This window comes from Variovorax sp. GW822-FHT04A09, assembly GCF_058801005.1.
This window is the reverse complement of record NZ_JBXAMV010000001.1, coordinates 2102268-2128948: the sequence shown is the minus strand read 5'-3', so window position 1 is coordinate 2128948 and position 26681 is coordinate 2102268. Positions and strand designations below refer to the sequence as shown.

Sequence of the window (26681 nt, the reverse complement as noted above, 5' to 3'; positions counted from 1 at the left end):
AAAACGGTGGACGGTGCGCTGGTTAGGTCCTGCGCACGCGCCCGTTGTTCCCGCTGTCCGCTATGAACTCTTGCGCACCCGCAGGTACCACTCGCACAGAAGCCGGACCTGCTTGGCGGTGTAGCCCTTCTCGACCATGCGGGTCACGAAGTCTTCGTGCTTCTTCTGCTCGTCGGCGCTGCTCTTGGTGTTGAAACTGATCACCGGCAGCAGCTCTTCGGTGTTGGAGAACATCTTCTTCTCGATGACTGCGCGCAGCTTCTCGTAGCTGGTCCACGCCGGGTTGCGCCCCGCGTTGCCGGCCCGTGCGCGCAGCACGAAGTTGACGATCTCGTTGCGGAAGTCCTTCGGGTTGCCGATGCCGGCGGGCCGCTCGATCTTCTCGAGTTCGCCGTTGAGCGAGGCGCGGTCGAACACTTCGCCGGTGTCCACGTCGCGGAACTCCTGGTCTTGAATCCAGTAGTCGGCGTAGGTCACGTAGCGGTCGAAGATGTTCTGGCCGTACTCGCTATAGCTCTCCAGGTAGGCGGTCTGGATTTCCTTGCCGATGAACTCGGCGTAGCGCGGCGCCAGCAGCTCCTTGATGTAGCTGATGTACTTCTGCTCGGTTTCCGGCGGAAACTGCTCGCGCTCGATCTGCTGTTCGAGCACATACATCAGGTGCACCGGGTTGGCGGCCACCTCGGTGCTGTCGAAGTTGAAGACCTTGGAGATGATCTTGAAGGCGAAGCGCGTGGAGACGCCGCTCATGCCCTCGTCGACGCCCGCGTAGTCGCGGTACTCCTGGATCGACTTGGCCTTGGGGTCGGTGTCCTTCAGGTTTTCGCCGTCGTAGACCTGCATCTTGCTGAAGGTGCTCGAGTTCTCGGGCTCCTTCAGGCGCGTGAGCACCGACAGCTGCGCCATCATGCGCAAGGTGCCGGGCGCGCACGGGGCCTTGGCCAGCGAGGAGTTGCGCACGAGCTTCTCGTAGATCTTGATCTCTTCGGAGGCACGCAGGCAGTACGGCACCTTGACGATGTAGATCCGGTCGAGGAAAGCCTCGTTGTTCTTGTTGTTGCGGAACGCCTTCCATTCGCTCTCGTTGCTGTGGGCCAGCACGATGCCGTCGAAGGGAATGGCGCCGAAGCCCTCGGTGCCCTTGAAGTTGCTTTCCTGCGTGGCCGTGAGCAGTGGGTGCAGCACCTTGATGGGCGCCTTGAACATTTCCACGAACTCGAGCAGGCCCTGGTTCGCCAGGCACAGGCCGCCGGAGTAGGCGTACGCGTCGGGGTCGTCCTGGGCGTAGGTCTCGAGCTTGCGGATGTCGACCTTGCCGACCAGCGAAGAGATGTCCTGGTTGTTCTCGTCGCCGGGCTCGGTCTTGGCGACCGCGATCTGGCGCAGCACCGAGGGGTAGCGCTTGACCACCTTGAACTGGCGGATGTCGCCGCCGTACTCCTCGAGCCGCTTCACGGCCCAGGGCGACAGGATGCGGTTCAGGTAGCGCACGGGGATGCCGTACTCTTTTTCGAGGATCTCGCCGTCTTCGAGGGTGTCGAACAGCCCGAGGGGCGATTCGTTCACCGGGGAGCCGTGGATCGCATAGAAGGGCACGTGCTCCATGAGCTGCTTCAGGCGCTCGGCGATCGAGCTCTTGCCGCCGCCGACGGGCCCCAGCAGGTAAAGGATTTGCTTCTTTTCTTCGAGTCCCTGCGCGGCGTGGCGGAAATAGGACACCACCTGCTCGATGGCATCTTCCATGCCATAGAACTCCTTGAACGCCGGATAGATCTTGATGACCTTGTTCGCGAAGATCCGCGAAAGACGGGGGTCATTGCGGGTATCTACCAGTTCCGGCTCGCCAATGGCCTGGAGCATTCGTTCGGAGGCCGTTGCATATGCCGTCGGATCGCGTTTGCAGATATCCAGATATTCCTGCAGCGAGAGAACTTCCTCGCGGGTGCGTTCGTAGCGGGCTGCAAAGTTGCTGATCACGTCCATGGTCGCGCCTCCTTCAGGTCGGCGGGGCTTTTGACCCCGATGCCTACAGCCAGAGACTGCGTCGCTCCTCTTGGAAGAGGGGCCCCGCCCATGGCCGTATGCCGTGGAAAACTCCCTTACACACTATCTACACAATCGGTTCAATCAGCATAAAGCAAAGAAAGAACCAGGCAAATGTTTTATTTATTCTGAACCCCTCTGCCGAGTAAAGTTCCTCGGAAAACAAGGAACTTCTATTCGAGTTTCTGTTAAATTGAAAAGCTCGCGCTCGCGTAATTGTCCCCGGATGAAATAACTATGCCGAATGGCTATCGTCCTCATTGAAATTCTGTGGCGAACACCTTTCCTAATTGAACCCGGGTTCAATAAAGCCGATGCCTTTCAGCAATAACGCGCGACCTGTCGTTTGGTTTATTGCATATCCAAAAAAACATTAAAGCAATCCCCGCGCCACTCCTGTGGCGAGTGGCTGGCGCATGGCAACGTGGGAAGACAACGCGGGCGCCGGTCGGCGGCGTTCCGCAACGGTGCGGGGAGCACCGTTCGCGTGCCTGGCGCGCCGCCAGAGGGCGGAGGCGGCCGAAAGAGGGCACGCTTCGGGCCGACAGGGCGTCGGCCCGGCGCTGACGAAGGCCGTCAGCGCGTCAGCATCATCTTCAGCTGAAGAATTCCTTGGCCTTGTCGAACCAGCCCTTGTCGGTCGGGCTGTGCTTCTCGCCACCCTTCTTGAGCGATTCGTCGAGTTCCTTGAGCAGCTTGCGCTGGTGCTCGGTGAGCTTCACGGGCGTTTCCACGCGCACGTGGCAGTACAGGTCGCCTGGGTAGCTCGAACGCACGCCCTTGATGCCCTTGCCGCGCAGGCGGAACTGCTTGCCGCTCTGGGTGCCGTCGGGAATGTCGATGGCGGCCGCACCCTTGAGGGTAGGCACGTTGATCTCGCCGCCGAGCGCCGCGGTGGTGACGCTCACGGGCACCACGCAGTGCAGGTCGTCGCCGTCGCGTTCGAACAGGTCGTGCTTCTTGAGGCGGATCTCGATGTACAGGTCGCCGGGCGGCCCGCCGTTGGTGCCGGGCTCGCCGTTGCCGGTGCTGCGGATGCGCATGCCGTCGTCGATGCCGGCCGGAATCTTCACTTCGAGCGTCTTGTTGTTCTTGATCTTGCCCTGGCCATGGCACACGGTGCAGGGCTCGGGAACGATCTTGCCGCTGCCGTGGCAGGTCGGGCAGGTCTGCTGCACGCTGAAGAAGCCCTGGCGCATCTGCACGGCGCCCGCGCCGTGGCAGGTGGTGCAGGTGATGGGCTTGGTGCCGGGCTTGGCGCCGGAGCCGTGGCAGGTGCCACAGTCGTCCCAGCTCGGGATGCGGATCTGTGCGTCCTTGCCGTCGGCGGCTTCCTCGAGCGTGACTTCCATCGCGTAGCTCAGGTCGCTGCCGCGGAACACCTGGCGCCCGCCGCTGGTGCGGCCGCGGCCGCCGCCGAACACGTCGCCGAAGATGTCGCCGAAGGCCTCCGCGAAGCCGCCGAAGCCTTCCGCGCCGGGGCCGCCGCGCATGTTGGGGTCGACGCCGGCATGGCCGTACTGGTCGTAGGCCGCGCGCTTCTGGCCGTCCGACAGCATCTCGTAGGCCTCCTTCACCTCCTTGAACTTGGCCTCGGCGTCCTTGCTGGTGTCGCCGTGGTTGCGGTCGGGGTGGTGCTTCATCGCAAGCTTGCGATAAGCCTTCTTGATTTCGTCCTCGTTCGCGTTCTTGGGAACGCCGAGGGTTTCGTAGTAGTCGCGTTTGGTGGCCATGGCAGCAGATTCGGTCGGGCGGCGGGAACTCGTCGGGGAACTGGAAGCGAGAAAGGCTGGAGCACCTGTTCAGGTGTTCCAGCCTTGTTAGAAGGGCAGGGGATCAGCCCTTCTTCACTTCCTTGACTTCGGCGTCGACCACGTTGTCGTCAGCCTGGGCATGCGCCGCAGCTTCCGCGCCTGCCGGGCCGCTGGCGGCCGAGGCGCTGGCCGCGGCGGCCTGCGATTCGGCATACATCTTTTCGCCGAGCTTCTGGCTCGCGGTCATCAGCGTGTTGGTCTTTTCCTCGATCACGGCCTTGTCTTCACCCTTGAGGGCTTCTTCCAGGTCCTTGATCGCGGCTTCGATCGCATCCTTCTCGGCGGCTTCGAGGCTGGCGCCATGCTCGCCGAGCGACTTCTTCACGCTGTGCACCATGGCTTCGCCCTGGTTGCGCGCCTGCACGATCTCGAGCTTCTTCTTGTCTTCGTCGGCGTTGAGCTCGGCGTCCTTGACCATCTTCTGGATCTCGTCTTCGCTCAAGCCCGAGTTCGCCTTGATGGTGATCTTGTTTTCCTTGCCGGTGCCCTTGTCCTTGGCGCCCACGTGCAGGATGCCGTTGGCGTCGATGTCGAAGCTCACCTCGATCTGCGGCGTGCCGCGCGATGCCGGCGGAATGCCTTCCAGGTTGAACTCGCCCAGCAGCTTGTTGCCCGAGGCGATCTCGCGCTCGCCCTGGAACACCTTGATGGTCACGGCCGGCTGGTTGTCCTCGGCGGTCGAGAAGGTCTGTGCGAACTTCGTCGGGATCGTGGTGTTCTTCGTGATCATCTTGGTCATCACGCCACCCATGGTCTCGATGCCCAGCGACAGCGGGGTCACGTCGAGCAGCAGCACGTCCTTGCGGTCGCCCGAGAGCACCTGGCCCTGGATGGCGGCGCCGACAGCCACGGCTTCGTCGGGATTCACGTCCTTGCGTGGTTCCTTGCCGAAGAAGGCCTTCACCTTTTCCTGCACCTTGGGCATGCGGGTCATGCCGCCGACCAGGATCACGTCGTTGATGTCGCTCACGCTGATGCCGGCGTCCTTGATGGCCAGGCGGCAGGGCGCGATGGTGCGCTCGACCAGCTCGTCGACCAGGCTTTCCAGCTTGGCGCGGGTGAGCTTGATGTTCAGGTGCTTCGGACCGGTGGCATCGGCCGTGATGTACGGCAGGTTGATGTCGGTCTGCGCGCTGTTCGACAGCTCGATCTTGGCCTTTTCAGCGGCTTCCTTCAGGCGCTGCAGGGCCAACACGTCCTTGCTCAGGTCGACGCCTTGTTCCTTTTTGAACTCGCCGATAATGTAGTCGATGATGCGCTGGTCGAAGTCTTCGCCGCCCAGGAAGGTGTCGCCGTTGGTCGACAGCACTTCGAACTGCTTCTCGCCGTCGACGTCCGCGATCTCGATGATCGACACGTCGAAGGTGCCGCCGCCCAGGTCATACACGGCGATCTTGCGGTCGGCCTTGTCCTGCTTGTCCAGGCCGAAGGCCAGGGCAGCAGCGGTGGGCTCGTTGATGATGCGCTTGACGTCCAGGCCCGCGATGCGGCCGGCGTCCTTGGTGGCTTGGCGCTGTGCGTCGTTGAAGTAGGCCGGCACCGTGATCACGGCTTCGGTCACGGCTTCGCCGAGGTAGTCTTCGGCGGTCTTCTTCATCTTGCGCAGGATGTCGGCGCTGACCTGCTGCGGGGCCATCTTCTTGCCGCGCACTTCCACCCATGCGTCGCCGTTGTCGGCCTTGGCGATGGTGTAGGGCATCAGGTCGATGTCCTTCTGGACTTCCTTTTCCTCGAACTTGCGGCCGATCAGGCGCTTGATCGCGTACAGCGTGTTCTTGGGGTTGGTGACGGCCTGGCGCTTGGCCGAGGCACCGACCAAGACTTCACCGTCTTCCTGGTACGCGACGATCGACGGCGTGGTGCGCGCACCTTCCGAGTTCTCGATCACACGCGTGGTGTTGCCTTCCATGATCGACACGCACGAGTTGGTGGTGCCGAGGTCGATGCCGATGATCTTTGCCATGTTCTTACTCCTGAAATTCGGAAAAATATGTTGTTATGAACTTGTGGATAACCCGGTGCGATTCAAGGGACGACGCGGGGATTTCCTGTGGGAATCTTGTGGGGCAGTGCCGATTTACTTCGGGGCGGCCACGGTGACCAGCGCCGGGCGCAGCACGCGCTCGTTGATCGTGTAGCCCTTTTGCAGCAGGCCCACCACGGTGTTGGCGTCCTGGTCGGCGGGCACCATCGAGATGGCCTGATGCAGGTGCGGGTCGAACTTGTCGCCGGCAGCGGGGGCCACTTCGATCACCTTGTTGCGTTCGAGGGCGCTCTTGAGCTGGCGCAGCGTGGCCTCGGCGCCTTCGCGGATCTGCTCGGGCGTGGCGTCCTTGATGGCCAGGCCGGCTTCGAGGCTGTCGGTCACCGGCAGCAGGCTCTCGGCAAAGGCTTCGACCGCGAACTTGCGGGCCTTGGTGATCTCGTCGTCGGCGCGGCGGCGGGCGTTCTGCACGTCGGCCTGGGCGCGCAGGTACTGGTCGGCCAGTTCGGCATTCTTGGTCTGAAGGGCAGCCAGTTCGCCTTGCGCCACGGCTAGGGCGTCGAGCGCCTCGGCTTCGTTGGCGGCTTGCGCGGCCTCCAGTTCTTCGGGACTGGGCTCGCCTTGCAGCATTTGAGAATTCTGTGCGGATTGTTGCGGGTCAGACATTTTTCAAAGAACCGGCGTGCGCCGGAAAACAAACACAGCCAGCCACTTGGGGCTGCTCTAGGGCTTTTCAAGCGTAAAAATGCGGCCAAAGCGGCCGCAAGAGGGGTGCGAAGTGGCTTTCGCGAGAGACACCGCGGAACCGGCTTCGCCGGGCCGCAGGTGTCGCCCCCGGTAGGGGGTTGGCGAAGCGGACACGAAGTGCCGCGCAGCCTGGGGGCGAGCCCTTAATGCGCGTCGAGGAGTTCGACGTCGAACTTCAGGGTGGCGTTCGGGGGGATCACGCCGCCGGCGCCGCGGGCACCGTAGCCCAGCGAGGCGGGGATGATCAGCGTGCGCTTGCCGCCGATCTTCATGCCGGCGACGCCTTCGTCCCAGCCCTTGATGACCTGGCCGGCGCCCAGCGAGAACGCGAAGGGGTCGTTGCGGTCGCGGCTGGAGTCGAACTTGGCGCCTTGCACGCCGTCGTTGTAGAGCCAGCCCGTGTAGTGCACGTGCACGTGGTGGCCGGCCTTGGCTTCGGCGCCGGTGCCGACTTCGGTGTCTTCGTATTGCAGGCCGGAGGGGGTGGTGGGCATGGGAAACGCTCCTTGCGTCGATGAAATGGGAGAGGAATCGGAGGCGCGGAGTTTACCGAGGCCCGGCGGGCCCCCGCTTCAGCCCTGGCTGTCGGAGCCGGGCGGCGCGGTTGCGGGTGGTGCCGCGTCGGGGGCGGACGGCGCCGGCGCAGCAGCCGCCACGGGCGAGGATGCCTCGGCCGATGCAGGCTGCGCGGCGGCCGGCCCCGCGGCCTTCTTGCTCTGCCCCAACTGCCACTTGGCGGCGAAGGCCTGCAGGTCGGACAGGCGCTTGAGCAGGTCCTGCCCGCTCAGCGTGAGGCAGTAGCCGTCGCTGCCGTGGCTCACGACGCCGGCTTCGCGCAGCTCCTTGATGCGGGTGTTGAGGGTGTTGGGAGTGATGCCGCCGACGCTGTCCTGCAGCAGCCGGAAGGTCTGGGCGTGGCCGTCGCGCAGGGCCCACAGCACACGCAGCGCATAGCGGGCTTCGAGCAGGGCGAGCAACTGGCTGATGGCTGCGTTTTCCTTGGTACTCATCGACATCATCTCCTCGAAGCTGGGCGGACCGTCGGCCGGGGGCGGGCCGGGGCGGCGCACTCTTGTTTGTGATTGGTCGTCATGGACCGTCTGGCTGGCCGACGACTATAGCGCGAAGGATCAGGATGCTACTGGTTTTATAGCTGTACAGGCATGCAGCATGCGGGTTTCGAGACAAAGCTTCACAAATCAGGCGTAGTTGGCCATGGCTTCGCCCAGGCGGATCGCGCGGGTGGGCGACCAGTCCGGGTTGAAGGCCAGCGCGGGCGCCGGGAACAGCATGACGACGGTCGAGCCCAGCAAGAACCGGCCCATCTCGTCGCCCTTCTTGATGTCGATCTGCTGGTCGTTGTAGTGCCACTCGCGCAGTTCGCCCACGCGCGGCGGGTTGACCACGCCGTGCCACACGGTGGCCATGCTGCCGACGATGGTGGCGCCCACGAGCACGAGCACGAAGGGGCCGTTGGCCGATTCGAAGACGCACACCACGCGTTCGTTGCGCGCGAACAGGCCGGGCACGCCGCGCGCGGTGGTCGGGTTGACCGAGAAGAGGTCGCCGGGCACGTGGATCATGCGCACCAGCCGCCCGTCGCAGGGCATGTGGATGCGGTGGTAGTCCTTGGGGCTCAGGTACAGCGTGGCAAAGCTGCCGTGCGCGAACTTGGCGGCCAGCGCGGCATCGCCGCCGACCAGCGCGGTGGTCGTGTAGTTGTGGCCCTTGGCCTGGAAGATCTGGTCGCCCTCGATGGCGCCGAACTGGCTGATGGCGCCGTCCACGGGGCACACGAGGTCGGCCTGCGCGAGCGGGCGCATGCCGGGCTTGAGGGCGCGCGTGAAGAACTGGTTGAAGCTCTTGTAGTGATGGATGTCGGACTCGAGCGCTTCGCCCATGTCGACGTTGTACTTGGCAACGAAGCGGCGAATGATCCAGGTGGTGACCGCGCCTCGTTCCTTGCCTGCGACCCAGCCGGCGAAATTGGTCAGGGCCTGCTTGGGGAACAGGTATTGGGGCAGAACTGCGGAGCGATCGGACACGTTGTGGAAGGCCTGGAATGCGGAATCGGACGGGCATTCTATAAAGCGCTTCTTCTTGGGGGCGTAGGAAGCTTCCCTTGGTTCCTTGCTGGTCCTTGACCTTTGCAGGCACGCGCCCGGCGGGCGGTGCGGCGCGGGCGGCCCCACTGTGCCGGCCGCTTCGCGGCTGCCCTGCGGTGCTCGCGTTTCGCGGGGTCTCGCAGAACTCGCTGCGCTCAAACAGCTGCGAGCCCTGATCCGCGAAACGCTGCGCGCCTCGGCGGCACAGAGGGGCCGCCCGCACCACACCGCTCACCAGGCGCTTGTCGGGTGTGGAGGCAGTCGGATTCGGATTCGGGGGCAGGTCAGTCGGCCTTGATGCCCGCCGCCTTGATCACCTGCGCCCACTTCTCCACTTCCGTCTTCTGGAAGGCGGCGATCTGCGCGGTCGTGAGGTCGGCGGGCTCCATCCCGAAGCCCTTGAGCTTGTCCTGCATCTCGGGCGTCGCGAGGATCTTGCGGATCTCGGTGTGCAGGCGGTCGACGACGGGCGCCGGCGTGCCCGCGGGCACGAAGATCGCCTGCCACGACACCACCTCGAAATCCTTGAGCCCCTCGATGCCCGATTCGGCGACCGTCGGCACGTCGGGCATCGAGGCCAGGCGCTTGACCGAGGTCACGGCGATGGCGCGCAGCTTGCCGCTCTGGATGTGCGGGCCGGCGACCACGGTGGTGTCGAACATCATGTCGACCTGTCCGCCGATCACGTCCTGGATCGCGGGGCCGCTGCCCTTGTACGGGATGTGCGTGAACTTCACGCCCGACTTGTAGCCCAGCAGTTCCAGCGCCAGGTGCTGCGAGGTGCCCGTGCCCGCCGAGGCCGACGAGAGGCCACCGGCCTTGGCCTTGCTCGCGGCGATCACGTCCTTCAACGTCTTGTACGGGCTGGCCTGGTTCACCACCAGCACGACCGGGTTAGTGCCGATCAGCGTCACGGGCGCGAACGACTTCTGCGGGTCGTAGCCCAGCTTGGGGTACAGGCTCACGTTGATCGCGTGCGAGCTGATCGTGCCGCCTACCAGCGTGAAGCCGTCGGGCGCGGCGCGCGCGCCGATCTCGGAGCCCACGCTGCCGCCGGCGCCGCCCTTGTTGTCGATGATCACGCTCGTGCCCAGCACGGTGCCGAGCTTCTGCCCGATGAGGCGGCCCAGCACGTCGGTGGTGCCGCCCGCGGGGAAGGGCACGAGGTAGGTGATGGCCTTGCCCGTGGGCCAGGTGTTGCCACCCTGCGCGAAGGCGGGCAGGGCCGCCGCCAGCGAGGCGGCGAGGGCGGACTGGATGAGTGTGCGGCGTTGCATGGTCGTGCTTCCTTGTCGTGTCGCGCTCACGGCTTGATGTTGAGCTTGGTGATCAGCGCCTTGAAGTAGGCGTTGTCCTTGGCGAGCGTTTCCTTGAACACCGCGCCGTCGGTGTAGACGTAGCCCAGGTTCTGCTTGTCCATCACCTCGTGCATCAGCGGCTCGGCGGCGGTCTTGGCGGTGATCTCGCGCAGCTTGGCCATCACTTCGGGTGGCGTGTTCTTCGGCGCGCCCAGGCCGCGCCACGTGCCGATCGACAGGTCGATGCCGCGCTCCTTGGCGGTCGGGATCTTCTCGAAGCCCTTCACGCGCTTGTCGGCCATCACCATCAGCACCTTGAGCTTGCCGCCCTGCACGTGCGTCGTGACTTCGGCGGGGCTCACGGCCACCGCTTCGATGTGGCCGCCCAGCAGCGCCAGCACGGCGGGCGCGGCGCCCTGGAACGGGATGTGGCCGAACTTGGTGCCGGTCTTGTCTTCGAGCGCGGCGGCGGCCAGGTGCCAGATCGAGCCGTTGCCCGAGTTGCCCACGCGGATGCCCTCGGGCGACTTCTTTGCGGCGGCGAGGAATTCTTCGATGGTGTTCCACGGTGCATCGGCCTTCACGGTGATCGCGGCCGGGTCGGCGTTGAGCTGCGCAATGGGCTGGAAGTCGTCGTAGTTGAACTTGGCCAGGCCCAGGTGCGGCAGCGTGAGCAGCTCCACCGTGAGCACGGCGAGCTTGTAGCCGTCGGGCTTGGCGTTGATCACCTCGGTCCATCCGATGGCGCCGCCCGCGCCGGGGCGGTTGACGATCACGATGCTCTGCGAGATGTGCTTGCGGCTGGCCTCCGAGAACGCGCGCGCCAGGCCGTCGGTGCCGCCGCCGGGCTGGTAGGGCACGAGCAGCTCGATGGTGCGGTTCGGGAAGTCGTTGGCTTGTGCCGCGGCGGGCGCGGCCAGGCCGAGCGAGAGGGCGGCGGTGGCCGAAAGGGCGGCAATGCCGCGGACGAACTGGCTTCTTTGCATGGTGTCTCTGTCTCCGTTGTTGATCTGTTGTGTGGCGCAGGGGAGGGCGCAGGCTCAGGGCATGTACTGCCCGCCGTTCACCTCGAGCACCTGTCCCGTTACGTAGCCCGAGAGCTGCTCGGAGGCGAGGTACAGGAAGGCGCCCACGCATTCGTCGGCCGTGCCCAGGCGCCCCATCGGGATGCCGGTCCTGAAGGTTTCGAGCATCGCGGGCGTCGAGAAGCGGTCCTGGAACGGCGTCTGGATCACGCCCGGCGCGACCGCGTTCACGCGGATGCGGTCGCCCACGAGTTCCCGTGCCAGGCCGTGTGTCGCGGTACTCACGAAGCCCTTGGCGCCCGCGTACAGGTAGGCGCCGGGGCCGCCACCGGTGCGCGCGGCCACCGAGGTCACGTTGATGATGGCGCCGCTGCCTTGCTTGCGCATCTGCGGCACGGCCTCGCGGCAGAAGGCCAGCACCGAGCGCGCGTTGATGTGCATCACCTCGTCGAACAGCGCATCGTCGAACTCGGCGATGGGCATGCGCTTGACCAGGCTGCCGGCGTTGTTCACCAGCACGTCGATGCGGCCGAACTGCGCCGTCGTTTCTTGCACGCAGGCGCGGATCGCAGCCGTGTCGCGCACGTCGGCCTGCAGCGCGAAGGCCGTGCCGCCGGCGGCGCGGATGGTGTCGACCACGCGGGTCGCCGCATCGGCCGAGCTGTTGTAGTGCACGGCCACGCGCATGCCGCGCGCGGCGAACGCGATGGCCACCGCGGCGCCGATGCCGGTGCTGGCGCCGGTGACGAGGGCGGTCTTGTCCTTGAGGTCTTCCATGGCTGTGCTCCGTGAGGGTGGTTCGATCAGGTGACCGGTGCCGGGTTGAACAGCACCAGCGCGTTGTGCAGCTTCCAGTGCTCGGCCCAGGTCTTCTTGCGGCCGCTGGCCACCTCGAGCATCAGGCGGAACATCTCCCAGCCGATGTCCTCGATGCTGGCCTCGCCGTCGGCGATGCGGCCCGCGTTCACGTCCATCAGGTCGTGCCAGCGGCGCGCCAGGTCGCTGCGCGTGGCGACCTTGATCACCGGCACCTCGGCCAGCCCGTAGGGCGTGCCGCGGCCGGTGGTGAACACGTGCAGGTTCATGCCGGCCGCCAGCTGCAGCGTGCCGCAGATGAAGTCGCTGGCCGGCGTGGCGGCGTAGATCAGGCCCTTGTGCGCCAGTTTCTCGCCGGGCGCGAGCACGCCGGTGATCGGCGCCGAGCCCGACTTGACGATCGAGCCCATCGCCTTCTCGACGATGTTCGACAGCCCGCCCTTCTTGTTGCCCGGCGTGGTGTTGGCGCTGCGGTCGACGCGGCCCTTGTCGAGGTAGGCGTCGTACCAGGCCATCTCGCGGATCATGGCGTCGGCCACCTCGGGCGTGGACGCGCGCGAGGTGAGCTGGTCGATGCCGTCGCGCACCTCGGTGACTTCCGAGAACATCACGGTGGCGCCCGCGCGCACCAGCAGGTCGGTGCAAAAGCCCACGGCCGGGTTGGCGGTGACGCCCGAGAAGGCGTCGCTGCCGCCGCACTGCACGCCCACGACGAGTTCGCTCGCGGGCACGGTCTCGCGCCGGCGCTGGTTCAGGCGCGCGAGGTGCGCGTCGGCCTGGCGCATCACCGAATCGATCATCGACATGAAGCCGACGTGCGCGTCGTCCTGCAGGCAGACCACGTCGAGATCGTCGGCGGGCGCACCGCGCTGGTCGGCGATGGGGATGGTGCCGGGCGGCAGCAGCCGCTCGGGCTGCAGCTTCTCGCAGCCCAGGCTCACGACCATCACCTCGCCGCCGAAGTTGGGGTTGAGGCTGATGTTGCGCAGGGTGCGGATCGGCACGATGGCGTCGGGCGCGTCGATGGCGACGCCGCAGCCGTAGCTGTGCTCGAGCGCCACCACGTCGTCCACATGCGGGTACTTCGGCAGCAGCTCGGCCTTGATGCGCTGCACGGCGAACTCGGTCACGCCCGCCACGCATTGCACGGTCTGCGTGATCGCGAGGATGTTGCGCGTGCCCACCGAGCCGTCGGCGTTGCGGTAGCCCTCGAAGGTGTAGCCGTCGAGCGGCGGCAGGGCAGGGGGCTTGACGGTCGCGATGGGCAGGCCGTCGAGCTCGGGCGCGACCGGCATGCGCATCACGCGCTCGTGCACCCAGCTGCCGCGCGGCAGCGCCTTGAGCGCGTAGCCGATCACCACGTTGTAGCGGCGGATGGCGTCGCCTTCGGCCAGGTCGACGAGCGCCACCTTGTGGCCCTGGGGCACGGTGTCGACCAGCACCAGGCCGTCGTCGAAGGCCGTGCCGGCCTTCAGGCCACCGTCGTTCGCGACGATGGCGACGTTGTCGGCCGCGTGGATGCGGATGTACAGCGGCGGTCGGGTGTTCGCATCGGCCATCGGGAGGCCCTTTCTCTTTTCTTTACTTCACCACCATGAACAGGCTGGGCAGCCAGGTGGAAAACGCCGGCACGAAGGTGACCACGCCGAGCGCGAAGATCAACGCGCCGTAGAAGGGCCAGATCGTGCGCATCACCGTGCCCACCGACACCCCGCCGATGGCACAGCCGACGAACTGGGTGGTGCCCACGGGCGGCGTGTTCAGGCCCAGCGCGCAGTTGATGAGCATCACCACGCCGAACTGCACCGAGGTCATGCCGTACTGCTGTGCAATGGGCAGGAAGATCGGCGTGCACAGCAGGATGGTCGCGGCCATGTCCAGGAAGGTGCCCAGCACGAACAGGATGATGTTGATGAGCAGGAAGATCATCCACGGCGTGGTGGTCACCTGCGACAGCAGCTCGCCCGTGAGCTGGGCCACGCCGTACAGGCTGATGAGGTAGCCGAAGGTGCTCGAGATGCCGATGAGCAGCAGGATCACGCCCGTGGTGCGCACGGCCTTCGAGGCGGCCTTGATGAAGTGCTCCCACTTCAGCGTGCGGTACACGAAGATCGTGAGCGCCAGCGCATAGAGCACCGCCACCGCCGCCGATTCGGTCGCCGTGAAGATGCCCGACAGGATGCCGCCGAGGATCAGCACCACGATGAACAGGCCCGGCAGCGCCGCCGCGAACGAGCGCGCCACGATGGCCCAGCCCGGGAAGCTGCCCGCCGGGTAGCCGCGCTTCACGGCCACGAGGTAGGCGGCCGCGAGGTTGCTCAGCGTGAGCACGGCCGCCGGCAGCAGCGCCGCCAGGATCAGCGCCGCGATCGACACCTTGCCGCCCGCTGCGAGCGAGTAAATGATGAGGTTGTGGCTGGTGGGCATCAACGCGCCGACCAGGGCCGCGTGCGTCGTCACGTTGACCGCGTAGTCGGCGTGGTAGCCCTCCTTCTTCATCATCGGGATCATCACGGCGCCCATGGCCGAGACGTCCGCCACGGGCGAGCCCGAGACGCCGCCGAACAAGGTGCAGGCCACCACGTTCGACATGCCCAGGCCGCCGCGCACGTGGCCCACGAGATTGCGCGCAAAGTTGACGATGCGGTCCGCGATGCCGCCGTAGAGCATCAGCTCGCCGGCGAAGATGAAGAAGGGAATGGCCAGGAACGAGAAGATGCCCATGCCCGAGGTCATCTGCTGGAAGCCCACTGCGAGCGGCAGGCCTTCGTACAGCAGCGTGGCCAGGGCCGACAGGCCGATCGAGAACGCCACCGGCACGCCGAGCAGCAGGAACAGCGTGAACGAGAGGCAAAGAATGAGAAGAGGGGTCGTCATGATGAGGTTCAGCCCCAGGCGGGTTCGACTTCGCGGCCTTGAGCGAGCGCGATGATGTGTTCGATCGAGAACATCACGATGAGGACGCCCGACACGGCGGCGGGCACGTACTTCCAGCCTTCGGAAATCCACAGCGTGGGCAGGCGGTAGTCCCACACCGATTCGGCGAGCGAGGCGCAGTTCCAGGCCATGGCCAGGCCGAACAGCAGGATCAGCGCGTGGATGAGGTATTCCATCTTCAGGCGCAGCCAGTCGGGCGCGAGCACGAGGAACGATTCGAGTCCGATGTGGCCCGCGTCGCGCACGCCCACGGCCACGCCCAGCATGGTCACGTAGAGCACCAGCAGCAGCGCGAGGCTCTCGGCCCAGGTGGGGGTGTTGTTGAGCACGTAGCGGCCGAACACCTGCCAGCTCACGGCGCAGATCACCGCGACGAGACCGAGGATGCCCAACCACATGCAGGCACGGGCGAGCGTGCGGCAAAGTTTGGTGTACATATTTCCAGCGCGAAAAATGGAGAGGCTCCGCCCCTTCGTGGCTCCCGGCAGGGGGCGCAGGGTCACGAAGTGCGCGAAGCCTGGGGGCGAGCCCTGTTTACTTCGTGTCCTGGACGCGCTTGACCAGGTCCTTGAGCTTCGCGTCCGTGATGAACTTGTCGTACACCGGCTTCATCGCGGCCTGGAACGGGGCCTTGTCGACGTCGATGATCTCGGCGCCGCCGGCCTTCACCGTGGCCAGCGACTTCACTTCACGCTCCTGCCATTGCTTGCGCATGTAGGGCACCGATTCCTTGGCGGCCTGACGCAGCCAGCCCTGCTCCTCGGCGGAGAGCTTGTCCCACGCGCGCTTGGAGAACAGCAGCATCTCGGGCGCCATCGAGTGCTCGGTCTTGCTGTAGTACTTGGCGACCTCGAAGGCGCGCGCGCTTTCGTAGGTGGGGTAGTTGTTTTCGGCGGCGTCGATGAGACCGGTCTTCAGGCCCGTGTAGACCTCGCCCATGGGCATCGGCGTGGCGTTGGCGCCCATGGCCTCGAGCATCGACACCCACAGGTCGGACTGCTGCACGCGCACCTTCAGGCCCTTCATGTCGGCGAAGTTGCGCACCGGCTTCTTGGCCGTGAACATCGAGCGCGCGCCACTGTCGTAGTAGGCCAGGCCCACGAAGCCCTGCTTCTCGCACGACTTCAGGATTTCTTCGCCGACCGGGCCGTCGAGCACCTTGTGCAGGTGCTCCACCGAACGGAACAGGAAGGGCATGGTCGGCACCTGCGTCTCGGGGCAGATGTTGTTCATGGGCGCGATGTTCACGCGCACCATCTGCAGCGCGCCGATCTTGGTCTGCTCGATCGTGTCCTTCTCGTTGCCGAGCGCGCTGTTGTTGAAGACCTTGATGCTGTGCTTGCCCCCGGACAGCGCCTTGAGCCGTTCGCTCATGAACTTCACGGCGGTCACGGTGGGGTAGTCGTCGGGGTGGATGTCGGCCGAGCGGAACTCGGTGGCGCCGGCGGCCAGCGTGGTCAACGCGGCCGCCGCGCCGGCAGCAAGTGCGATGAGTGTCTTGTAGAGCTTCATTTGTCTCGTCCTCTTGGTGGTTGTCGTGAATGAAAGGAAAAAGAAAAGGGTCAGCCGCCGAAGGCCGGCTCCGGCACGCCCGCCACGCCGGGGCGCAGCGCGAACACGCCGCCGGCCAGCGGCTGGTCCGACAGGTCGATGCCGCCGGGGCGGATCGAGGTGACGAACAGCGTGTCGAGCGTCGGGCCGCCGAAGGCGCACATGGCGGGTTTCTTCACCGGCACGGCGAGGGAGCGGTCGAGCCGGCCGTCGGGCGTGAAGCGGTGCACCAGGCCGGCGTCGTTGCCGCAGATCCAGTAGCAGCCGTCGACGTCCATCGCCGCGCCGTCGGGGCGGCCGGGCAGGGGATTCATGTCGACGAAGAGACGGCGGTTGCTCGGCGTGCCGGTGTCGGTGTCGTAGTCGAAGGCCCAGACGGCCTGCACGCTCGGGTGCGAGTCCGACAGGTACATCGTGCGGCCGTCGGGGCTGAAGGCCAGGCCGTTGGGCACGATCAGGTCGTCCAGCTGCAGCGTTGCGCTGTCGTCGCCGGGGCCGTGGCGATACAGGCGGCCGACGCGCGCGCCTGCGGCCATGTCCAGCAACATCGTGCCGGCCCAGAAGCGGCCTTGCCGGTCGCAGCGGCCGTCGTTGAAGCGCATGCCCGGCGCGGCGTGCGCCACCGGGGCGAGTGGCGTGGCTGCGAGCGTACCGTCGATGTGCTCGCGCAGCGAGAACAGGCCGCTTTCCATGCCGGCGATCCATTCGCCGGGCCGGTCGGCGCGCGGTGCGATGCAGGCGATCATTTCATCGGCACGCCACTGCGCATGGCCTTCGGCGGCGTGCCAGCGGTTGAGCGTGCGTGCGGGAATGTCGACCCAGTACAGCGCCTGCTGCGCGGCCAGCCACACCGGGCTTTCGCCCGTGCCGTTGCGCGCGTCGAGAACGAGTTCGGCTTGCATGCGGTGGTGCGGCCTGTTCAGTCGCCGAACGGGCCTTGTGCGGTGAAGGCGCCGCCCTGGTAGATGGCGTTCGGATCGGTGGGCGCCACCTTCGGCTGCGCCTCGACCTTATTGCGGAACACCTCGGAGCTGTCTTGCGCCGCGAAGCCCAGGTGCGCGGCGGCGGCGTTGTCCCACCACAGGTCGCGGTTGGCCGACATGCCGTAGACCACCGTGTGCTTCACGTCGGGCGTGAAGAGCGACTTCTGGATCAGCGCCGTGAGGTCGCGGTAGCTGAGCCAGGTGCTCATCATGCGGCGGTTGAGCGGCTCGGGGAACGAGGAGCCGATGCGGATGCTCACCGTCTCGATGCCCCAGCGGTCGAAGTAGAACTGCGCCATGTCCTCGCCGAAGGACTTCGACAGGCCGTAGTAGCCGTCGGGCCGGCGCGCGGCGTGCGCGTCGATGTGCTCGTCCTGCTTGTAGAAGCCGATCACGTGGTTCGAGCTGGCGAACACCACGCGCTTCACGCCGTGGCGGCGCGCGGCCTCGTACAGGTTGAACACGCCCTTGATGTTGGCTTCGAGCACTTCTTCGAACGGGCGCTCGACCGACACGCCGCCGAAATGGGCGATGGCGTCGCAGCCGGCCACCAGCGCGTCGACCGCGGCCTTGTCGGACAGGTCGCAGGGCACGACTTCTTCATGCGCGCCGGTGGCCGGTGCGATGTCGGCGATGTCGGAAAGGCGGATCACGTTCGCAAAAGGCGCGAGCCGTTCGCGCAGCACGCGGCCCAGGCCGCCGGCGGCGCCGGTCAGCAGCAGGCGGCCAAGCTGGGGGGAGGGGGCTTCAGGCGTCGACATGTCTTCGGGATGTGTGAGGGGAAGCGGAGGAGGTGGACAACGTCGTCACCGCTTTTTAGGTGATAAGTTATCTGTTGTCGTACAACTGTGAGGGGATTATGATCGTCGTCATGGCCTCAACGACTGCGGGTAATCCCGAAGTTCAGACAACGACCGCTGACAACCCGGCGGGCAACGCCGCTTTCGTGGGGCGGCCGCGCCAGCGCGCGCGCGGCCTGGCGAACGGGCTGGTGGAAGACCTGGGCGAGAAGATCCGCAGCCAGTCGCTGCGCCCCGGCGACAAGCTGCCCACCGAGTCGGCCATCATGCAGGCGTACGGCGTGAGCCGCACCGTGGTGCGCGAGGCGCTGTCGAAGCTGCAGGCGGGCGGGCTGGTCGAGACGCTGCACGGCGTGGGCACCTTCGTGCTGCAGCCGCGTCCGGGCGGCATGGGCGGCGTGTTCCGCCTCGATCCCGGCGAGATCGCGACCTCGGTCGACGTGCTCGCCGTGCTCGAGCTGCGCATCAGCCTGGAGACCGAATCCGCCGGGCTGGCCGCGAGCCGGCGCACCGACGAGCAGTTGGTGGCAATGCGCCAGGCGCTCGACGCGTTCGAGCAGAACGTCAAGGTGGGCGGCGATACCGTGGGACCCGACTTCGCCTTCCACCTGGAGATCGCGCAGTCGACCGGCAACCCCTACTTCGCCGACATCATGCGGCACCTGGGCACGACGATCATCCCGCGCACGCGCATCAGCGCGATCCGCGTGCAGGACGGCAGCTACCTGAGCCGCGTGAACCGCGAGCACGAGGAAATCTACGCGGCCATCGCGCGCCGCGACCCCGAGTCGGCGCGCGCCGCGATGCGCATCCACCTGACCAACAGCCGCGAGCGGCTGCGCATGGCGCAGGAAGCCGCGCAACAACAGAAAGCCAGGGCGGAGGCGGCCGGCCACGGCGCCGCCTCGTCCGACAACACCCCTTCGCGCTGAGTTCGCCCCGGATTTTCGGGGCTCAAGTCTGGACAAGCTGATTTTCTAGTTGTACGATGACTGATAACATGCGGCGCCATCGCGGCCCCGCATGCCTGCATCGAACTTCAGGAGACAGCCCCCATGACCGTCAACCGACGCGGCGCACTCGGCGCCGCCCTCGCCACCACACTGGCTGCCAGCCTGCCCTTGCACGCGTTCGCGCAAGGGGCGGGCGGCACCTGGCCTTCCAAGCCCATCCGTCTCATCGTGCCGTACCCGCCGGGCGGCTCGTCGGACATCATTGCGCGCGCCATCGGCCAGCCGCTGTCCGAGGCGCTGGGCCAGCCCGTGGTCATCGAGAACCGCGCGGGCGCCAACGGCAACCTCGGCGCCGACATGCTGGCCAAGGCGCCGGCCGACGGCCACACGCTCATGCTGTGCGACCTCGGCGCGCTGGTCATCAGCCCGTCGCTGTACCCCAAGCTGCCGTTCGATCCGTCGAAGGACCTGCGCAGCGTGGCCATGCTGGCCTACTCGCCGCACCTGCTGGTGGTGCACCCGTCGGTGCAGGCCAACACGCTGAAGGAGCTCGTTGAACTGTCGAAGAAGAGCGACCTCAACTTCGCCGTCACCGCCAGCGGCAGCACCGCGCACTTGGCCGGCGTCGAACTGCAGCGCAAGAGCGGCGCCAAGTGGGAGTACGTGCCTTACAAGGGCGGCGTGCAGGCCGTGCTCGACACCGTCGCGGGCCAGACGCAGGTGCTCATGAACGGCATGTTGGCCACGTACCCGCATGTGCAGAGCGGCAAGCTCAAGCTCATCGCCGTGTCCAAGTCGACGCGCATGCCGCTGATCGGCAGCGTGCCGACCATCGCGGAGCAGGGCGTTCCCGGCTACGAGTCGGGCACATGGCAGGGCATGGTCGCGGCACGCGGCACCCCTGACGCGGTGATCGCCCGGCTCAACAAGGAACTGGTCCGCATCATCCGCACGCCCGACATCCGGGCGCGGCTTGCGGGGCAGGGCGCCGAGGTCGTGACCATGACCGCGCCCGAGCAGGACCAGTTCTTCGCCAAGGAGCGCGCGCGCTGGGCGCAGGTGATCCAGCAGGCCAATCTCAAGCTCGATTGAGCGATCCCTTCTTCTTCATTTCCCTTTTTCATTTTTCACTGGACGACTTCCGATGAACCCGCAAGAACTCAAGACCATCATGGGCTCCGGCCTGCTCTCGTTCCCGCTGACCGACTTCGACAGCAACGGCGACTTCAACAAGAAGGGCTACATCGAGCGCCTCGAATGGCTGGCACCCTACGGCGCGAGCGCGCTGTTCGCCGCGGGCGGCACGGGCGAGTTCTTCTCGCTGACCGGTGACGAGTACCCCGGCATCATCCAGACGGCGGTCGACACCTGCCGCGGCGTGGTGCCGATCATTGCCGGCGCCGGCGGCCCGACGCGCTTCGCCATCCAATGCGCGCAAGCGGCCGAGAAGGCCGGCGCGCACGGCATCCTGCTGCTGCCGCACTACCTCACCGAAGCCGGCCAGGAAGGCCTGGCCGCGCATGTCGAGGCCGTGTGCAAGAGCGTGAAGTTCGGCGTGATCGTCTACAACCGCGCTTCGAGCCGCCTCAAGCCCGACACGCTCGCCCGCCTGGCCGAGCGCAACCCGAACCTCGTGGGCTTCAAGGACGGCGTGGGCGACATCGAGGCGATGGTCGCGATCTTCCAGAAGATGGGCGACCGCTTTGCCTACCTGGGCGGCCTGCCCACGGCCGAGGTGTATGCCGCGGCCTACAAGGCGATGGGCACGCCCGTGTACTCGTCGGCGGTCTTCAACTTCATCCCGAAGACGGCGATGGACTTCTATCACGCGGTTGCCAACGACGACATGGCCACGCAGCACCGTCTGCTGAAGAACTTCTTCATGCCCTACCTGGAGCTGCGCAACCGCGTGCCCGGCTATGCCGTGAGCATCGTGAAGGCGGGCGCCAAGCTCGTCGGCCACGACGCCGGCCCCGTGCGCGCGCCGCTGACCGACCTGAAGCCCGACGAGATGGACGCGCTGAAGGCGCTCATCGACACGCTCGGCCCGCAGTAAGCCGGCACTGATCGCAGTCGACCGCACCACAAAACAAACAGGAGACAACGACATGCTCATCAGAAAATTCCTGCTCGCCGCCGCAGCGACCGCCGTGTTCGCGGGTTGTGCCGCCAGCGGTGGCAGCAGCAGCGGCGCAGCGGCCGAACCCGCAGTTGCGGCGGCCGCCGAGCGGCTGCGCGTCGCCATGGTCGACCCGACGCCCGCCGCGCTGCGCGCACTGGTGGCCGACGACCTGAGCTACGGCCATTCGGGCGGCAAGGTCGACACGCAGGCCAGCTTCATCGCCGACCTGCTCGACCGCAAGTCGGACTTCGTGACCATCGCGATCACCGACCAGAGCATCAAGGTCGTCGACGGAAACACCGCCATCGTGCGCCACACGCTCACGGCCGACACCAACGATTCGGGCAAGCCCGGTAAGGTCGCGCTGAAGATCCTTGGCGTCTGGCAGAAGCAGGGCGGCGAGTGGAAGCTGCTCGCGCGCCAGGCTGTGCGCCTTCCTTCCTGATCGGACCACCGCGCATGAAGAGAACGCAATTCCTGGCGACGGGCTTCGCGCTCGCCGCCACCGCGCTGCTGACGCCGCTGCACGCTTCGGCCCAGGCCGATGCATGGCCGCAGCAGAAGCCCGTGACGATCATCGTGCCGTTCCCCGCCGGTGGCTCCACCGACATGGTGGCGCGCGCATTGGCGCAGCAACTGCAGGGCAAGCTCGGCGGCAGCTTCGTCGTCGACAACCGGCCCGGTGCCACCGGCACCATCGGCACCGGCTTCGTGCGGCGCGCACTGCCCGACGGCTACACGCTGCTGGTGTCGTCGCTCGGCGCCTTCGTCGTCACGCCGCACCTGCAAAAGAGCGTGCCCTACGACGCCACCAAGGACTTCGACTACATCAGCGTGCCCGTGCAGGCGCCCAACGTGCTCGTGGCGAATGTCGCGCGGCCCGAGCGCAGCGTGGCCGACGTGCTCGCGCTGTTGCGCAAGACGCCCGGCAAGGTCTCGTTCGCGAGCTCGGGCAACGGCTCGTCCGATCACCTGTCGGCTGAACTCTTCTGGCAGCAATCGAAGACCGAAGGCGTGCACGTGCCCTACAAGGGCGGCGCGCCGGCGGTGAACGACCTGCTGGGCAACCAGGTCGACTTCTCGTTCCAGAACGTGAACGCCGTGCTGCCGCACATCCGCGCCGGCAAGCTGCGCGCGCTGGCCGTCACCGGCGACAAGCGCTCGCCCGTGCTGCCCGACGTGCCCACGCTCGCCGAGGCCGGCGTGAAGGGCGCCGAGGTCTATTCGTGGCAGGGCATGGCCGCGCCCAAGGGCCTGCCGCCCGCCACGAAGAAGAAGCTGAGCGACGCGGTCATCGCCGCGATGCAAGACCCCGAGACGAAGAAGCGCATGCTCGACCAGGGCCTGGAAATCGTCGCCAGCACGCCCGAGGACTTCACCGCCTTCCAGTTGCGCGAGTGGGCGCGATGGAAGACATTGATCGACACCCGCCACATCACCGCAGACTGAGCCACCGAGCCCGAAGATGACCTCTCCTGAATCCGCTGCTTCCTCCGTCGTGTCGGGCGCGCCCGTCGTCACCGCCATGCGCGTCGTGCCCGTCGCGGGCCACGACAGCATGCTGATGAACCTCAGCGGCGCGCACGGCCCGTTCTTCACGCGCAACCTGCTGATCCTCACCGACAGCGCCGGCCACACCGGCGTGGGCGAGGTGCCGGGCGGCGAGAAGATCCGCCAGACGCTCGAAGACGCGCGCGACCTCATCGTGGGCCAGCCCATCGGCAACCACAACGCCGTACTCAACCGCATGCGCAGCGCCTTCGCCGCGCGCGACAGCGGCGGGCGCGGCCTGCAGACCTTCGACCTGCGCGTGACCATCCATGCCGTGACCGCCGCCGAAGCCGCGCTGCTCGACCTGCTGGGCCAGCACCTGGGCGTGCCCGTGGCGGCGCTGCTCGGCGAAGGGCAGCAGCGCGATGCGGTGCAGATGCTCGGCTACCTCTTCTACGTGGGCGACCGCACGAAGACCGACCTGCCGTACGAGACCGACCCCGGCGCCGACAACGACTGGTTCCGCCTGCGCCACGAAGAGGCGATGACGCCCGAGGCCATCGTGCGCCTGGCCGAGGCCACGCATGCGCGCTACGGTTTCACAGACTTCAAGCTCAAGGGCGGCGTGCTGCGCGGCGAGGAAGAAGTCGAGGCGATCCGCGCGCTGCACGCGCGCTTTCCGCAGGCGCGCGTCACGCTCGACCCGAACGGCGGCTGGCTGCTGGCCGACGCCATCCGCCTGTGCCGCGACCTGCACGGCGTGATGGCCTATGCCGAAGACCCGTGCGGTGCCGAAGGCGTGTTCTCGGGCCGCGAGGTGATGGCCGAGTTCCGCCGCGCCACGGGCCTGCCCACCGCCACCAACATGGTCGCCACCGACTGGCGCGAGATGGTGCACAGCCTCTCGCTGCAGTCGGTCGACATTCCGCTGGCCGACCCGCACTTCTGGACGATGCAGGGCTCGGTGCGCGTGGCGCAGCTGTGCCAGGCCTGGGGCCTGACCTGGGGCTCGCATTCGAACAACCACTTCGACGTGTCACTCGCGATGTTCACGCACGTGGCCGCCGCCGCGCCCGGCAAGGTCACGGCCATCGACACGCACTGGATCTGGCAGGACGGCCAGCGCCTCACGAAGGCGCCGCTGCAGATCGAGGGCGGCCTCGTGCAGGTGCCCACGCGCGGCGGCCTGGGCATCGAGCTCGACATGGCCGAGGTCGAGAAGGCGCACCAGCTGTACCTGAAGCATGGCCTCGGTGCACGCAACGATACGCAGGCAATGCAGTTCCTCATTCCGAACTGGACCTTCGACAACAAGCGCCCCTGCATGGTCCGCTGAGCGCCCGGTGCCTTCGTGCGCTGACGGCTGAAACATCCCAGGAGACCGAATGAACAAGCACATGGATCGCCGTCGCCTGCTGCAAGCGGCTGCCGGCTCGGCACTCGGCGCCGTGGCCGCCGCCGCGGGCGCCCAGTCGTTTCCCTACAAGCCGCAGCAGCGGTATCCCGACCCGTCAGTGCTGATCCTCGACCCCAGCTTTGCGAAGTACCGCATCTACAGCAGCACGCTCGAGCAGGTCGGCACCGGCATGCGCTGGGCCGAGGGCCCGGTGTACCTGCCGCGCGAGGGCTACCTCGTGTGCAGCGACATCCCGAACAACAGGCTGATGCGCTACGAGGAGAAGACCGGCGAGTTCAAGGTCCACAAGGCGAACGCCGGCTACTGCAACGGCAACACGCGCGACCGGCAGGGCCGCCTCATCAGCTGCGAGCACTCGGTGACGCGGCGCGTGGTGCGCACCGAATCCGACGGGCGCGTGACCGTGCTGGCCGACCGCTACCAGGGCAAGCGCCTGAACTCGCCGAACGACGTGGTCGTGAAATCTGACGACACCGTGTGGTTCACCGATCCGCTCTTCGGCATCTCGGGCACGTGGGAAGGCGAGAAGGCCGCGCCCGAGCAGGCGACGACCAACGTGTACCGCCTCACTCCCGACGGCCAGCTCTCGGCGGTGATCACCGACCTCGTGAACCCGAACGGCCTGGCCTTCTCGCCGGACGAGAAAAAGCTCTACGTTGTCGAGTGGAAGGGCACGCCCAACCGCAGCCTCTGGAGCTACGACGTGGCGGCCGACGGCAGCGTGTCGAACAAGCTGAAGCTCATCGACGGCACGGGCGCCGCGGCGCTCGATGGCTTTCGCGTCGACCGCGACGGCAATCTCTGGATGGGCTGGGGCTGGAACGGCGCCGTCGCTCCCGAACCCATCGATGCCGGCAACGGCATGAAGGTCTATCAGCCGCAGGCGAAGTCCGAAGACCTCGATGGCGTCAAGATATTCAATGCGCAAGGCAAGCCCATCGGTTTCATCCGCCTGCCCGAACGCTGTGCCAACCTCACCTTCGGCGGCCCCAAGAACAATCGCCTCTACATGGCGGCCAGCCATTCGCTGTACGCCCTCTACGTGGAGTCCGAAGGCGCCACCTAGCCGTCGGACTTTTCCAACCTCCTCACCGCAACACGCACACAAGGACATCGACGATGACTGAGTTCAACAACCTCATCAATGGCGAATGGCTGGCTGGCCAAAGCTACAGCCCCAACATCAACCCCAGCAACCTGGCCGACGTGCTGGGCCAGTACACGCAGGGCGACAAGGGCCAGGTCGATGCGGCCGTGGCAGCAGCCACCGCCGCCTTCCCCGCCTGGGCGACGGGCAGCATCCAGGCGCGCTCCGACGCGCTCGACAAGATCGGCACCGAGATCCTCGCGCGCAAGGAAGAGCTGGGCACGCTGCTGGCGCGCGAAGAAGGCAAGACCAAGGCCGAAGGCATCGGCGAGGCCACGCGCGCGGGGCAGATCTTCAAGTTCTTCGCGGGCGAGTGCCTGCGCCTGTCGGGCGAGGTGCTGCCGTCGGTGCGGCCGAACATCGGCGTGGAGATCACGCGCGAGCCGGTGGGTGTGGTCGGGCTCATCACGCCGTGGAACTTTCCCATCGCGATTCCCGCCTGGAAGATCGCGCCTGCGCTGGCCTTCGGCAACTGCGTGGTGCTCAAGCCCGCCGACCTCGTGCCGGGCTGCGCCTGGGCGCTGGCCGAGATCATCAGCCGCTCGGGCATTCCGGCCGGCGTGTTCAACCTCGTGATGGGGCGCGGCAGCGTGATCGGCGATGCGCTGGTCAACCACCCCGGCATCCATGCGATCAGCTTCACGGGCTCGGTGGGCGTGGGCCGCAACATCGCGGTCCAGTGCGTCACCAACCATAAGAAGGTGCAGCTCGAAATGGGCGGCAAGAACCCGCAGGTGGTGCTCGACGACGCCGACCTCGCGCAGGCCGTGGAGCTCAGCGTGCAGAGTGCGTTCTACTCGACCGGCCAGCGTTGCACGGCGTCGAGCCGCCTCATCGTGACCGAGGGCATCTACCCGAAGTTCATCGAGGCGATGAAGGCGCGCATGGCGAAGATCAAGGTCGGCGATGCGCTCGCGCAGGGCACCGACGTGGGGCCGGTGTCGTCGAAGTCGCAGCTCGACCAGGACATGGAATACGTCGCCATCGGCAAGGGCGAGGGTGCCACGCTGGCAGCCGGCGGCGAACTGCTGAAGCTGGAGACGGACGGCTACTACATGTCGCCTGCGCTGTTCAGCGAATCCGCAGCGCACATGCGCATCAACCGCGAGGAAGTGTTCGGGCCGGTGGCGAGCGTGATCCGTGTGAAGAACTACGAAGAGGCACTGGCGACGGCGAACGACACGGAGTTCGGTTTGTCGGCCGGCATTGCGACGACCTCGCTGAAGTACGCGACGCACTTCAAGCGGCACAGCCAGGCGGGGATGGTGATGGTGAACCTGCCGACGGCGGGGGTGGACTATCACGTGCCGTTCGGTGGCCGCAAGGGGTCGAGCTATGGGCCGCGGGAGCAGGGCAAGTACGCGCAGGAGTTCTTCACGACGGTGAAGACGGCTTACACGTTGGCCTGACGCTTCTTCTTGTCTCGTTGAAAGCCCCCTGTTTGGGGG

The 26681-nt window shown here is 66.6% G+C and carries 23 protein-coding genes and 1 pseudogene; 8 read left to right on the top strand and 16 right to left on the bottom strand.

Features of this window, described 5'->3' with window-relative positions; genetic code table 11:
* Nucleotides 1-60: 60 nt before the first annotated feature.
* The 16 genes and pseudogenes from AC1RLW_RS09860 to AC1RLW_RS09785 form a co-directional block, all read right to left on the bottom strand.
* Nucleotides 61-1983: a PrkA family serine protein kinase gene (locus AC1RLW_RS09860; protein ID WP_062470701.1), complete on the bottom strand. Its 1923-nt coding sequence runs from the start codon at nt 1981-1983 to the stop codon at nt 61-63.
* A 656-nt stretch (nt 1984-2639) separates the two neighbouring features.
* Nucleotides 2640-3776, bottom strand: a complete 1137-nt coding sequence (gene dnaJ, locus AC1RLW_RS09855; RefSeq protein ID WP_493192908.1) for a molecular chaperone DnaJ — start codon at nt 3774-3776, stop codon at nt 2640-2642.
* Nucleotides 3777-3879: 103 nt separating this feature from the next.
* The gene (gene dnaK, locus AC1RLW_RS09850) at nt 3880-5820 is read right to left on the bottom strand and encodes a molecular chaperone DnaK (protein WP_493192907.1); all 1941 of its coding nucleotides are present in this window, start codon (nt 5818-5820) and stop codon (nt 3880-3882) included.
* Between the two features lie 114 nt (nt 5821-5934).
* Nucleotides 5935-6507: a nucleotide exchange factor GrpE gene (gene grpE, locus AC1RLW_RS09845; RefSeq protein ID WP_159272622.1), complete on the bottom strand. Its 573-nt coding sequence runs from the start codon at nt 6505-6507 to the stop codon at nt 5935-5937.
* Nucleotides 6508-6731: 224 nt separating this feature from the next.
* The gene (locus AC1RLW_RS09840) at nt 6732-7082 is read right to left on the bottom strand and encodes an FKBP-type peptidyl-prolyl cis-trans isomerase (RefSeq protein ID WP_019655816.1); all 351 of its coding nucleotides are present in this window, start codon (nt 7080-7082) and stop codon (nt 6732-6734) included.
* 213 nt (nt 7083-7295) lie between these two features.
* Nucleotides 7296-7598: pseudogene (locus AC1RLW_RS09835) on the bottom strand (winged helix-turn-helix transcriptional regulator); the annotation flags it as partial.
* A gap of 189 nt (nt 7599-7787) precedes the next feature.
* The gene (asd, locus tag AC1RLW_RS09830; protein ID WP_070059678.1) at nt 7788-8633 is read right to left on the bottom strand and encodes an archaetidylserine decarboxylase; all 846 of its coding nucleotides are present in this window, start codon (nt 8631-8633) and stop codon (nt 7788-7790) included.
* A gap of 344 nt (nt 8634-8977) precedes the next feature.
* Nucleotides 8978-9970 (bottom strand): Bug family tripartite tricarboxylate transporter substrate binding protein, encoded by a 993-nt coding sequence (locus tag AC1RLW_RS09825; protein ID WP_493192906.1) that lies wholly within the window; start codon nt 9968-9970, stop codon nt 8978-8980.
* Between the two features lie 26 nt (nt 9971-9996).
* Nucleotides 9997-10977 (bottom strand): tripartite tricarboxylate transporter substrate binding protein, encoded by a 981-nt coding sequence (locus AC1RLW_RS09820; protein WP_070059676.1) that lies wholly within the window; start codon nt 10975-10977, stop codon nt 9997-9999.
* A 54-nt stretch (nt 10978-11031) separates the two neighbouring features.
* On the bottom strand, nt 11032-11793 hold the full coding sequence (locus AC1RLW_RS09815; RefSeq protein ID WP_447742878.1) for an SDR family NAD(P)-dependent oxidoreductase: 762 nt from the start codon (nt 11791-11793) through the stop codon (nt 11032-11034).
* 26 nt (nt 11794-11819) lie between these two features.
* On the bottom strand, nt 11820-13391 hold the full coding sequence (garD, locus tag AC1RLW_RS09810; protein ID WP_493192905.1) for a galactarate dehydratase: 1572 nt from the start codon (nt 13389-13391) through the stop codon (nt 11820-11822).
* A 22-nt stretch (nt 13392-13413) separates the two neighbouring features.
* The gene (locus tag AC1RLW_RS09805) at nt 13414-14709 is read right to left on the bottom strand and encodes a TRAP transporter large permease (RefSeq protein ID WP_493192904.1); all 1296 of its coding nucleotides are present in this window, start codon (nt 14707-14709) and stop codon (nt 13414-13416) included.
* An 8-nt stretch (nt 14710-14717) separates the two neighbouring features.
* On the bottom strand, nt 14718-15206 hold the full coding sequence (locus AC1RLW_RS09800) for a TRAP transporter small permease (protein ID WP_062470671.1): 489 nt from the start codon (nt 15204-15206) through the stop codon (nt 14718-14720).
* A gap of 97 nt (nt 15207-15303) precedes the next feature.
* The gene (locus AC1RLW_RS09795) at nt 15304-16281 is read right to left on the bottom strand and encodes a TRAP transporter substrate-binding protein (protein ID WP_070059672.1); all 978 of its coding nucleotides are present in this window, start codon (nt 16279-16281) and stop codon (nt 15304-15306) included.
* Between the two features lie 50 nt (nt 16282-16331).
* Nucleotides 16332-17222 (bottom strand): SMP-30/gluconolactonase/LRE family protein, encoded by an 891-nt coding sequence (locus tag AC1RLW_RS09790; protein WP_493192903.1) that lies wholly within the window; start codon nt 17220-17222, stop codon nt 16332-16334.
* A gap of 17 nt (nt 17223-17239) precedes the next feature.
* Nucleotides 17240-18064, bottom strand: coding sequence for an NAD-dependent epimerase/dehydratase family protein (locus tag AC1RLW_RS09785; RefSeq protein ID WP_493192902.1), 825 nt, complete (start codon nt 18062-18064; stop codon nt 17240-17242).
* A gap of 110 nt (nt 18065-18174) precedes the next feature.
* Here AC1RLW_RS09785 and AC1RLW_RS09780 point away from each other — a divergent pair, with 110 nt between their 5' ends.
* The 8 genes from AC1RLW_RS09780 to AC1RLW_RS09745 all read left to right on the top strand — a co-directional run bounded on the left by AC1RLW_RS09780 (nt 18175) and on the right by AC1RLW_RS09745 (nt 26642).
* Nucleotides 18175-19035 carry a FadR/GntR family transcriptional regulator gene (locus AC1RLW_RS09780; RefSeq protein WP_095950680.1) on the top strand — a complete coding sequence of 287 codons (861 nt, stop codon included), beginning with the start codon at nt 18175-18177 and terminating at the stop codon, nt 19033-19035.
* Nucleotides 19036-19158: 123 nt separating this feature from the next.
* The gene (locus AC1RLW_RS09775) at nt 19159-20148 is read left to right on the top strand and encodes a Bug family tripartite tricarboxylate transporter substrate binding protein (protein ID WP_493192901.1); all 990 of its coding nucleotides are present in this window, start codon (nt 19159-19161) and stop codon (nt 20146-20148) included.
* Between the two features lie 52 nt (nt 20149-20200).
* Nucleotides 20201-21112: a 5-dehydro-4-deoxyglucarate dehydratase gene (gene kdgD / locus AC1RLW_RS09770; RefSeq protein WP_062470656.1), complete on the top strand. Its 912-nt coding sequence runs from the start codon at nt 20201-20203 to the stop codon at nt 21110-21112.
* Between the two features lie 52 nt (nt 21113-21164).
* On the top strand, nt 21165-21623 hold the full coding sequence (locus AC1RLW_RS09765; protein WP_493192900.1) for a nuclear transport factor 2 family protein: 459 nt from the start codon (nt 21165-21167) through the stop codon (nt 21621-21623).
* Nucleotides 21624-21637: 14 nt separating this feature from the next.
* Nucleotides 21638-22627, top strand: coding sequence for a Bug family tripartite tricarboxylate transporter substrate binding protein (locus AC1RLW_RS09760; RefSeq protein ID WP_493192899.1), 990 nt, complete (start codon nt 21638-21640; stop codon nt 22625-22627).
* A 16-nt stretch (nt 22628-22643) separates the two neighbouring features.
* Nucleotides 22644-24005 carry a glucarate dehydratase gene (gene gudD, locus AC1RLW_RS09755; RefSeq protein ID WP_493192898.1) on the top strand — a complete coding sequence of 454 codons (1362 nt, stop codon included), beginning with the start codon at nt 22644-22646 and terminating at the stop codon, nt 24003-24005.
* A 49-nt stretch (nt 24006-24054) separates the two neighbouring features.
* The gene (locus AC1RLW_RS09750; RefSeq protein ID WP_493192897.1) at nt 24055-25152 is read left to right on the top strand and encodes an SMP-30/gluconolactonase/LRE family protein; all 1098 of its coding nucleotides are present in this window, start codon (nt 24055-24057) and stop codon (nt 25150-25152) included.
* Between the two features lie 53 nt (nt 25153-25205).
* Nucleotides 25206-26642 carry an aldehyde dehydrogenase family protein gene (locus tag AC1RLW_RS09745; protein WP_493192896.1) on the top strand — a complete coding sequence of 479 codons (1437 nt, stop codon included), beginning with the start codon at nt 25206-25208 and terminating at the stop codon, nt 26640-26642.
* The last annotated feature ends 39 nt before the right edge of the window (nt 26643-26681 follow it).

Coding starts and splice junctions, on each gene's coding strand:
- AC1RLW_RS09860 (WP_062470701.1), bottom strand. CDS start 1,983: ATGGACGTGATCAGCAACTTTGCAGCCCGCTACGAACGCACCCGCGAG.
- dnaJ (WP_493192908.1), bottom strand. CDS start 3,776: ATGGCCACCAAACGCGACTACTACGAAACCCTCGGCGTTCCCAAGAAC.
- dnaK (WP_493192907.1), bottom strand. CDS start 5,820: ATGGCAAAGATCATCGGCATCGACCTCGGCACCACCAACTCGTGCGTG.
- grpE (WP_159272622.1), bottom strand. CDS start 6,507: ATGTCTGACCCGCAACAATCCGCACAGAATTCTCAAATGCTGCAAGGC.
- AC1RLW_RS09840 (WP_019655816.1), bottom strand. CDS start 7,082: ATGCCCACCACCCCCTCCGGCCTGCAATACGAAGACACCGAAGTCGGC.
- AC1RLW_RS09825 (WP_493192906.1), bottom strand. CDS start 9,970: ATGCAACGCCGCACACTCATCCAGTCCGCCCTCGCCGCCTCGCTGGCG.
- AC1RLW_RS09820 (WP_070059676.1), bottom strand. CDS start 10,977: ATGCAAAGAAGCCAGTTCGTCCGCGGCATTGCCGCCCTTTCGGCCACC.
- AC1RLW_RS09815 (WP_447742878.1), bottom strand. CDS start 11,793: ATGGAAGACCTCAAGGACAAGACCGCCCTCGTCACCGGCGCCAGCACC.
- garD (WP_493192905.1), bottom strand. CDS start 13,391: ATGGCCGATGCGAACACCCGACCGCCGCTGTACATCCGCATCCACGCG.
- AC1RLW_RS09805 (WP_493192904.1), bottom strand. CDS start 14,709: ATGACGACCCCTCTTCTCATTCTTTGCCTCTCGTTCACGCTGTTCCTG.
- AC1RLW_RS09800 (WP_062470671.1), bottom strand. CDS start 15,206: ATGTACACCAAACTTTGCCGCACGCTCGCCCGTGCCTGCATGTGGTTG.
- AC1RLW_RS09795 (WP_070059672.1), bottom strand. CDS start 16,281: ATGAAGCTCTACAAGACACTCATCGCACTTGCTGCCGGCGCGGCGGCC.
- AC1RLW_RS09790 (WP_493192903.1), bottom strand. CDS start 17,222: ATGCAAGCCGAACTCGTTCTCGACGCGCGCAACGGCACGGGCGAAAGC.
- AC1RLW_RS09785 (WP_493192902.1), bottom strand. CDS start 18,064: ATGTCGACGCCTGAAGCCCCCTCCCCCCAGCTTGGCCGCCTGCTGCTG.
- AC1RLW_RS09780 (WP_095950680.1), top strand. CDS start 18,175: ATGGCCTCAACGACTGCGGGTAATCCCGAAGTTCAGACAACGACCGCT.
- AC1RLW_RS09775 (WP_493192901.1), top strand. CDS start 19,159: ATGACCGTCAACCGACGCGGCGCACTCGGCGCCGCCCTCGCCACCACA.
- kdgD (WP_062470656.1), top strand. CDS start 20,201: ATGAACCCGCAAGAACTCAAGACCATCATGGGCTCCGGCCTGCTCTCG.
- AC1RLW_RS09765 (WP_493192900.1), top strand. CDS start 21,165: ATGCTCATCAGAAAATTCCTGCTCGCCGCCGCAGCGACCGCCGTGTTC.
- AC1RLW_RS09760 (WP_493192899.1), top strand. CDS start 21,638: ATGAAGAGAACGCAATTCCTGGCGACGGGCTTCGCGCTCGCCGCCACC.
- gudD (WP_493192898.1), top strand. CDS start 22,644: ATGACCTCTCCTGAATCCGCTGCTTCCTCCGTCGTGTCGGGCGCGCCC.
- AC1RLW_RS09750 (WP_493192897.1), top strand. CDS start 24,055: ATGAACAAGCACATGGATCGCCGTCGCCTGCTGCAAGCGGCTGCCGGC.
- AC1RLW_RS09745 (WP_493192896.1), top strand. CDS start 25,206: ATGACTGAGTTCAACAACCTCATCAATGGCGAATGGCTGGCTGGCCAA.